Source organism: Aeromonas sp. Y318-3 (assembly GCF_027706185.1).
Classification (GTDB): Bacteria; Pseudomonadota; Gammaproteobacteria; order Enterobacterales; family Aeromonadaceae; genus Aeromonas; species Aeromonas veronii.
Map to the genome: position 1 here is coordinate 1 of NZ_JAPDCN010000046.1, position 1,234 is coordinate 1,234.

At 54.3% G+C, this 1,234-nt stretch carries 1 protein-coding gene; it reads left to right on the forward strand.

Annotated features, from left to right (window positions below; all coding sequences use genetic code 11):
- Nucleotides 1-90: 90 nt before the first annotated feature.
- Complete coding sequence (locus OKB77_RS23900; RefSeq protein ID WP_103252553.1) at nt 91-1,224, forward strand: ISAs1 family transposase; 1,134 nt, start codon at nt 91-93, stop codon at nt 1,222-1,224.
- Nucleotides 1,225-1,234 lie beyond the last annotated feature (10 nt).

A 1,234-nucleotide genomic window follows, 5' to 3' on the forward strand; every position in this document is an offset into this window, starting at 1 on the left:
CAGGGCGGGATCATACCCTGAGATTTAATGGAACTTTCTGATTTTTCAGCGATCTGATCGGGTGTTCTCATCTTATTGGAGCCACCCGTTATGGACTTCTTCGCCCACTTATCGCTCATCGAAGACCCGCGCAGTTCTGTCAATCGTCAACATGATCTGGTCGATATCATGTTTCTGGTAATGGCCGCTGTCGTTTCCGGTTGCGAAGGCTGGCAGGAGATCGAGGATTTCGGTACTAACAAGCTCGATTGGTTGCGCAAGTACCGACCTTTTGCCGGCGCCATCCCAACCCGTCACTCGATTGCCCGCATCATCAGAGGCATCGCTATCGAACCGCTGGTACACGCCTTGTTTACCTGGGTCAATGCCCGTCGCCAAGCCGCTGGTCAGTCTATCATTGCCATCGATGGCAAGACCATACGAGGGGCAGTCAACCAACACGGGTCCGATAATTGCCTGCATCTGGTGACGGCGTTTGATACCGGTGAGGGGCTGGTGCTCTGCCAGAAGGCCACTCAACACAAAGGCGGGGAAATCGAGACAGTAAGACAGCTGATTGATTGCCTTGATATTAAAGATGCCATCGTGACCATGGATGCCCTGCACTGTCAGAAAGAAACCTTGCAGCGACTGACCGCCCGTGGGGCTGACTTTGTCGTTCAGGTAAAGGAAAACCAGCCCGGCTTACTGGCGGCAATCCGTAGTCAGTTCCAGCCCTGGTGGGAGCACGATGGTGAAGGGTTGGCGCAACACTGCACGCAAGAGCAGGGTCATGGCCGCCAGGAGGAGCGAACAGTCTTTCAGTTAACCGCAGAACTCCCCGCTGAACAGAAACTGGCTTGGCCCGGCATAACAAGCCTTATCGCCGTGGAGCGCAGTCGCGGTCAAAAAGGCAAGGTCACGTTAGACACCCAATACTACGTCAGCTCGTTGGCGATAGAGCCGGAGCAAGCCGCCAAGGCAGTACGCCAGCATTGGCACATCGAGAACCAACAGCACTGGGTACTGGATGTGACCTATCGGGAAGACCTGAGCCGGATTGGTGACAGGGAGGCAGCAGAGGTGTTTGCCCTGTTTCGTCGCATTGCGCTGAACATGGCGCAGCATCATCCGAAGTCAATCAGCAAGCGGCGAAAAATCAAATGCGCTTGCTGGAGTGATGATTTTCGAATGGAGATGTTTTTTGGCGTGACGACAGATGCGAATTGCTCGCAAAAAGTATAATCCCGCCCTG

Coding starts and splice junctions, on each gene's coding strand:
- OKB77_RS23900 (WP_103252553.1), top strand. CDS start 91: ATGGACTTCTTCGCCCACTTATCGCTCATCGAAGACCCGCGCAGTTCT.